Source organism: Kribbella sp., assembly GCF_035655035.1.
Taxonomy (GTDB): domain Bacteria; phylum Actinomycetota; class Actinomycetes; order Propionibacteriales; family Kribbellaceae; genus Kribbella.
In genome coordinates, this window is the sequence record NZ_DASRVN010000063.1 from 1 (window position 1) to 7,202 (window position 7,202).

Sequence of the window (7,202 nt, forward strand, 5' to 3'; positions counted from 1 at the left end):
GCGACCAGCATCGAGCCCGTCATCGACGAGGCGAACCACTGTCCCATCAGCTCAACCGGCGTCCTTCACCATGCCCAGCAACGTCTGCTTGGTCACCTCGCCGACGACACGGCCGGCGACCTTGCCGGTCTTGTCGATCACCAGCGTGGTCGGGATCGCGGCCGGCGAGATCTGCCCGCGGAACCTGAGCAGCGACTTGCCGTCCGGGTCGTAGATGCTCGGGTACGTCACGCCGAACTCCTGGACGAACTTCTTCGCCGGGGCCGGGTTGAGGTCACGGGTGTTCAGCCCGACGAACTGCACCGACGGCCCCAGCTCCTTGGCCGCGGCGACCAGGTCGGGTGCTTCCTTCCGGCAGGGCGAGCACCAGGAACCCCAGACGTTCAGTACGACGACCTTGCCCTTCTGCGCCGACAGGGTCCAGCTCTTGCCGTCCAGGGTGGTGCCGGTCAGCTCCGGAGCCACCTTGCGATCGGCCGCGGCGAACACCGACACGTTGCCGGTGCCGCTCACGAACCCGGCCTGGCCCTGGCGGTTCTGCGCCGCCTGCTGCCCCGAGCTGCACCCCGCCACGAGGAACACCCCGGCTGCCAGCACCGCCGTACGCCGCACCATCACGCGCCACCCACGAACTTCGGGTTTTTCACTCCCACTCCCCACCCTCTTTTTCTTTCCTTCATCACGCGCCACCCACGAACTTCTTGGGGTTTTTGACGGGGAGTAAGTCCTTCGCGGGTTCTGAGTAGCCGACGGACACGATCTGGTCGCCGTGGAAGGTGAAGGAGGTCAGGCTGGCGAGGCTGCACTGGCGTTTGCGCGGGTCGTGGAACATCCGGCGGCCCTCGATCGCGGAGCGGACGATCCAGATCGGGAGCTGGTGCGAGACGATCAGCGCCTCGTGCCCGGCGGCCTTCTCGCGGGCGGCCTCGATCGCGTCCCGCATCCGGCGGACCAGCTGCGGGTACGGCTCGCCCCAGGACGGCTTGAACGGGTTCCGCAGCAGCCACCAGGCGCTCGGGTTCTTCAGCGCGCCGTCGCCGACGCCGAACTTCTTGCCCTCGAACAGGTTCGCGGCCTCGATCACCCGCTCGTCGATGTCCGGGGTGATCCCGAACACCTTGGCGATCGGCTCCATCGTCTCCTGGGCGCGCTCCAGCGGTGAGCAGACCAGGTGCACGATGTCGCGGCCCTTGACGTGCTCGGCGACCCGCTCGGCCATCTGCCGGCCGAGCTCGGACAGGTGGTACCCGGGGATCCGGCCGTACAGCACACCGGTCGGGTTGTGCACCTCGCCGTGCCGCATCAGGTGCACGACCGTGGTTTCCGTCACCGCTGTCCTCTCACTCTTTCACTGCGGCCGCGGCGCGGGCCGCGGGTGCCAGGGCGGACTCGAGCTCCGCGAGCGCGTCGTCGTCGATCGCCGCGCTCACGAACCAGGCCTCGAACGCGCTCGGCGGCAGGTAGACACCGGCGTCCAGCATGGCATGGAAGAACGCCGTGAACCGTGGCAGCACCTGGGCGTCGGCCCCGGCGAAGTCCCGGATCTCGGCAGGACCCTCCGAGGACTTCACGAAGAAGACGCTGAAGAGGTTCCCGGCCGCGGAGATGACGTGCGGCACACTCTCCTTGTCCAGCGCGGTCGACACCAGCCGCTGGATGGTGAGCGAGGTCTCGTCGAGCTTCGCGTAGACGTCGTCGGTGGCCAGCCGCAGCGTGGTCAGCCCGGCGGTGGTGGCGATCGGGTTCCCGGACAGCGTCCCGGCCTGGTAGACCGAGCCCTCCGGCGCGAGGTGGGCCATCACGTCGGCCCGGCCCCCGAACGCCGCGGCCGGGAAGCCGCCGCCCATCACCTTGCCGAACGTCATCAGGTCCGGCCGTACGCCGTCGACGCCGTACCAGCCCGACTTGGTGATCCGGAACCCGGTCATCACCTCGTCGGAGATGAACAGCGCGCCGTTGTCCTTGCAGATCGTGGCGAGGAAGCCGTTGAAGTTGTCCCGCGGCGGCACGACGCCCATGTTGCCCGCCGCCGCTTCGGTGATCACGGCCGCGATCTGGTCGCCGTACTCCGCGAACGCCGCCGTCACGGCCGCCTGGTCGTTGTACGGCAGCACGATCGTGTCCGCCGTGGTGGCCTCGGTGACGCCCGGCGTTCCCGGGATGCCCAGCGTCAGTACGCCGGAACCGGCCTGGGCCAGCAGTGCGTCCACGTGGCCGTGGTAGCAGCCGGCGAACTTCACGATCTTCGCGCGCCCGGTGAACCCGCGGGCCAGCCGGAGCGCGGACATCGTCGCCTCGGTCCCGGACGACACCAGCCGGACCTTGTCGACCGGCGTCCGGGCGACGATCTCCTCGCCGAGCAGTACCTCGGTCTCGGTCGGCGTCCCGTACGACGTACCGCGGCCGACCGCGGCCTGGACGGCGGCGATCACCTCGGGGTGCGCGTGGCCGAGCAGCAGCGGACCCCAGGAACTGACCAGGTCGAGGTACCGGTTGCCGTCCACGTCGGTCATGTGACATCCGTCACCGGAGGCCATGAAGCGCGGCACGCCGCCGACGGCGCGGAACGCCCGGACCGGAGAGTTGACCCCGCCCGGGGTGACAGTGGAGGCCCTGTCGAAGAGCTTGGCGGACTGTTCTGTGTGATCGGGCACGCCGGCCATTCTCCCCCCGCGGTCACCCGGGCCGATCACCAGGGCAGGGCAGATTTCCGGCCCCGATCGTTCGCAAGGGGTTCACACGAGCTTTGTTACGCGCGAGTATGGGTACCCGGTGACCGCACGTACACGGTCTGGGTCCGGCGCGTAACCCACGCAACGGGGCGGACGTTAGACCTATTACGACGGGCACCGACATTGACACAAAGACTGTCCGCAGCGTGGGGCCGGACCGGTCGATGAGTCACGGAGGGGAATCATCGATGGCGAAGGGCAAGCGCCGCGCCACGGGTAGCGGGTGGCGTCAGGTGGCGCCGCTGATCCCGGTGGCGTTGTTCGCGAGCGCGTTCACCGTCAGTGCCACGGACAACCCGGTGGTCGCCACCGCGTCCCTGGAGACCGGCCTGTCCGGGAACAACCCGGTCGTCGTACCGAAGCTGCCGATCGCCGAGCCGGCGAACGTGCCGGTCCCGGGCACCGTCGGGCCGGGCGTCGATCCCGGCGAGAAGCCGACCCAGGTGGTTTCGGGGCTGTCCAGCAACGGCATTCCGAACGCCGCGCTGAAGGCCTACTCGCGCGCCCAGCAGGTGCTGGCGCAGGTGGATCCGGGCTGTCACCTGCCATGGACGCTGGTGGCCGCGATCGGCCGCGTCGAGTCCAACCACGGCCGGTTCGGCGGCAACTCGCTGAACTCGCACGGCGTCGCGGTGCCGGGCATCTTCGGCCCGCGGCTGGACGGCACCAACGGGACGGCGAAGATCGCCGACACCGACGCGGGAGCGTTCGACGGGGACGGCGCGTTCGACCGCGCGGTCGGCCCGATGCAGTTCATCCCCAGCACCTGGCGAGCGGTGGGAGTGGACGGCGACGGCGACGGCGTGCGGAACCCGCAGGACATCAACGACGCGGCGATGTCGACCGCGGTGTACCTGTGCTCCGGCAACACCGACCTGTCCAAGGCGAGCGACCTGAACGCGGCGCTCCTGCGCTACAACCACTCGCAGCAGTACGCCGACCTGGTGATCAGCATCGCCAAGGCGTATGCGGGCGGCAGCTGGATCGCGGTCGGCAACGGTACGACCGGTAACGACGACCTGAAGGCCGGCGACCAGATCGGCAACCAGACGGTCAACCCGCCGGCCGACAAGAACCTGCCGGAGGCGGTCAACCTGCCGACGCCACCGCCGGCCACGCCGACGCCGGTCCTCACCGACGAGCGCGGCGGCAAGCCGACCGCGACGGCGACCCCGCCGCCGACCACCGGGAAGCCGACCGGCAAGCCGACGGTCACTCCGCCGCCGGTGACGCCGCCCCCGTCCAAGCCGACGGCCCGGCCGACGACGCCGACCAAGACCACCCCGCCGGCCCCCGGGCTGGCGTCCCTGACGACGACCGCCGGCCTGATCGTCGGCACCGTCGGAAGCACCTTGCAGCAGCTGCAGACAGCCACCACGTACTGTCAGACCGAGATGGCGAAGGTGACGATCACCAAGCCGACGCAGGCGCAGCTGCAGAAGTGCGTGACCGCCTACCAGACCGGCGGTACGAAGGCCGTTGACCAGGTCATCCGCAACCTGCTGTCACTGCTCGGCCTGCTGGGCGTTCTCGGTGGAGGCATCGCCGGGAGCTGACTTCCCAGCACAACCGAAGAGCCGGCGCGCCTGCCCCCACCCCTCCCTGGGCGCGCCCCCGGCGACGCCACGGAGCATCTCCCCCCGGCTTCGTGGCGTCGCCTCTTTTTAACGTTCAGCTGGCCCAGGCCCGATCGATGGTCTGGGTGATGCTGTTGCCGATCAGGTCCGTGGCGGTCACCCGGATGCTCGGGTACGAACCGGCCGGAACACGTGTCCGGAACGTTCCGAAACCGCGCAGCGGAAGTTTCTGCCAGGTCTGACCGTCGAAGGAGATCTCTGCCGTCGTACGGAAAATGCCGACTCCGCGCACGCCGGGCTGGTACCGCGGCGTCAGCTCGAGCCACCCGTCCGTGTGCTGGTAGTCGACCTGGACCAGCGGCAGGACGGCAGTGCTCTTCGACGGCACCGACAGGAAGTGCCACTGGGTGTGCGTCGACGTCGAGGTCTTCGCCCAGCTGTTCGGCCCGCGCTTCTGGTCCAGCGTCAGGTCGTACCAGGCCGCCTGCGCCGGGACCGCGAACTGCGCGACCGACCAGTTCTTGCTGCCCAGCTGGACCCCGTTGCTGCTCAGCGACATGTCCGTCATGTCACCGCGATCGCCCCAGCCGAACACGCTCCGGTCACCGCTGACGTACTGCGGGATCGCGATCCGCAAGGCGTTCTCGAACCGCGCCGGCGGCCACCCCTGCGCCACGTCACCCGGCGCGTCCGACAACCCCGGTACGGCGGGACGCGTCAGCGGCTCCCACCATCCCCGCGTGACGTGCTCACCGGGCCGGTACGACCGCGGGATCGTCGACTCGAACCCGGTCTCGTTCCACTCGCCCGCGGAGGTCTGCTCGTCCCACGTCACGCCCTTCACGTCCGTGACGAGGTAGTCGGTCCGCCGTACCGCGGCCGCGATCGACCGGGACGCGGTGAGACCCGTGGTGATCCCCGGCAGGTGCGCGACGCGCTTGTCGCTGTGCAGCCAGAACGCGTCGTTCTGCTGGAAGTCGGTGGTCACCACAGCCGGGTTCATCTTCGCGACGTCGTACGTCAGGCCGCCCTTGACGACCGACGGGCCGAGCGCCACGTCGTACCGGTAGGTGCTGTCTCGGACACCGCTCAGCTGCAGCGACACCGGCCCCTTGGCGAGGGCGTCGAGCAGCTGCTTCCCCTGCACGGACTGCAGGATGTAGACCGGGATGCCCTGCTCGGTCGCGGTGCTCCACCAGCCGGGCGCCTCGTTGTAGAGGAACACGACCTTCGCGCCGGCCGCCTTCGCCGCCTGCACCTGCGCGATGGTCTTGGAGTACCCGCCCCAGCGGATCAGCGCGATGCCGTCCTTGCTGGCGGCAAGCTCCGCGGGCGTACCGTCGCCGCCGTTCGACAGCGGCAGGCTGCCGTTCCCGACGTACACGGACCGCGACGAGCCGGGTCCCGGGGTCGGGAGCTTGCCGGTGCCGGGCAGGTCGACGGTCAGCTGCGGCTGCGCCAGGTCCCAGCGCTGCACGACCTGGAAGGTGCCATTGGCAACCTTTCCGAAGTCCTGGACGTAGACGCCGTTCGCGATCTTGCCGTTGAACGCCCAGCCGGACACCGCGTCCCGGTCTCCGACCTTGCGGTGCCAGGCCAGGCCGATGCTCTGCGCGTCGGCCGGTCGCGGCGTCTTGATCGTCACCTTGTGCGCGGTCCGGGCGTCGAACGTGAAAGTCCGGTCGCTGTCGATCCACGCGTCCGGATCACCGAGCAGCGTCAGCGAGTTCGCCCAGTTGGCCTCGTCGCCACCAACCGCGTACGCCATCACGCTGTAGCGCCCGGTCGGCACGTTCACCGTGCGGCTGCCGGTCTGGTCGAACGCGATCGCGGTCACGTCGCCGGTGTCCTGATTCCACAGCTGGACGCCACTCGCACCGGCCTTCGTGGTGGCGGGCTGGCCGTCCCGGCCGATCGCCTTCACGGTCACCTGGTTCAGCCGGCCGCCGGCCGCGAAGCCGAGCCCGGTCCGGTACGCCGTGGCCCCGGCCTTGGCGGTCAGTACGCCCGCGTAGTCGCCGGCCCGCGTCTTCGCGAGATCGAGCGTCACGGTCGCGGACGCCGTACCGCCGGCCGGGATCGTCAGCCGCGTCGGGCTGACCGTGAGGCCCGCCGGTATGCCCGCCGGGGACTGCGCGCCGACCGACAGCGTGAGAGTCACCGGGCGATCGGAGTTGTTGCGATAGGCAATGGTGCGCTCGACCGGCGCGGGGGCGGTCGGGCCGGTCCACGACAGGTCGCCGAAGAACAGGTTCGCGGTGTCCGGCAGCACCTTCGGGTCGAGGGCGTTCGGGATGTCGATCCGGCCGAGGCCCTGCTGGTCGGTGCGGGCACCAGCGGACGGTACGGCGGTGGACGCGAGCGCGGCCTTCAGTTGCGGCCCGGTCCAGTCCGGGTGCCGTTGCGCGAGGATCGCGGCGGCACCCGCGACGTGCGGTGTCGCCATCGACGTACCGCTCATCGCGGTGTAGTACTGGCCGAGCACGTGGCCCTGCTCCGTACCGGCGGCTCGGGCGGCCGCGATCTCGACACCCGGGGCGGTGACCTCCGGCTTCAGCGCGCCGTCGCCGAGGCGCGGGCCGCGGCTGGAGAAGCTCGCCAGCTTGTCGTTCTGGTCGACCGCTCCGACGGTCAGCGCCTCGGACGCCGCGCCCGGGGCGCCGACGGTCTGCTCGGCGCCGGAGTTGCCGGCCGCGATCACGAACAACGCGCCGCTGGACTTGGCCAGCCGGTCGACGGCCTCGCTCATCGGGTCGGTGCCGTCGGACGGCAGCCCGCCGAGGCTCATGCTGATCACCTTCGCGCCCTGCTGGACGGCCCACTCCATCCCGGCGATCGCCTCGGAGTCGTACCCGCCGCCGCCGTTGTCGAGCACCTTGCCGATCAGCAGCTC

5 protein-coding genes are annotated in these 7,202 nt (G+C 70.2%); 1 reads left to right on the top strand and 4 read right to left on the bottom strand.

The features are described 5' to 3' along the window. Positions 1-51 precede the first annotated feature (51 nt). From VFF46_RS03910 to hemL, 3 genes are all read right to left on the bottom strand, one after another. Positions 52-615: a TlpA disulfide reductase family protein gene (locus VFF46_RS03910; protein WP_325035618.1), complete on the bottom strand. Its 564-nt coding sequence runs from the start codon at positions 613-615 to the stop codon at positions 52-54. 64 nt (positions 616-679) lie between these two features. Further along, entirely contained in the window at positions 680-1,303 is a 624-nt protein-coding gene (locus VFF46_RS03915) for a histidine phosphatase family protein (protein WP_325035622.1), read from the bottom strand. A 37-nt stretch (positions 1,304-1,340) separates the two neighbouring features. Further along, entirely contained in the window at positions 1,341-2,663 is a 1,323-nt protein-coding gene (gene hemL, locus VFF46_RS03920; protein ID WP_325035619.1) for a glutamate-1-semialdehyde 2,1-aminomutase, read from the bottom strand. 257 nt (positions 2,664-2,920) lie between these two features. Between hemL and VFF46_RS03925 the strand changes: the two genes are divergently transcribed. Continuing rightward, a complete protein-coding gene (locus VFF46_RS03925; protein ID WP_325035620.1) occupies positions 2,921-4,288 on the top strand; it encodes a lytic transglycosylase domain-containing protein in 1,368 nt (455 codons plus the stop codon). A gap of 115 nt (positions 4,289-4,403) precedes the next feature. On the opposite strand, the gene VFF46_RS03930 is transcribed toward VFF46_RS03925, so the two are convergent. Then, the coding region (locus VFF46_RS03930) for a S8 family serine peptidase (protein WP_325035621.1) at positions 4,404-7,202 on the bottom strand (2,799 nt) is incomplete at its 5' end.

Bases quoted from the DNA above. Each gene is read 5' to 3' on its own strand.
- VFF46_RS03915 (WP_325035622.1), bottom strand. From the start codon at position 1,303: ATGCGGCACGGCGAGGTGCACAACCCGACCGGTGTGCTGTACGGCCGG.
- VFF46_RS03925 (WP_325035620.1), top strand. From the start codon at position 2,921: ATGGCGAAGGGCAAGCGCCGCGCCACGGGTAGCGGGTGGCGTCAGGTG.
- VFF46_RS03910 (WP_325035618.1), bottom strand. From the start codon at position 615: ATGGTGCGGCGTACGGCGGTGCTGGCAGCCGGGGTGTTCCTCGTGGCG.
- hemL (WP_325035619.1), bottom strand. From the start codon at position 2,663: ATGGCCGGCGTGCCCGATCACACAGAACAGTCCGCCAAGCTCTTCGAC.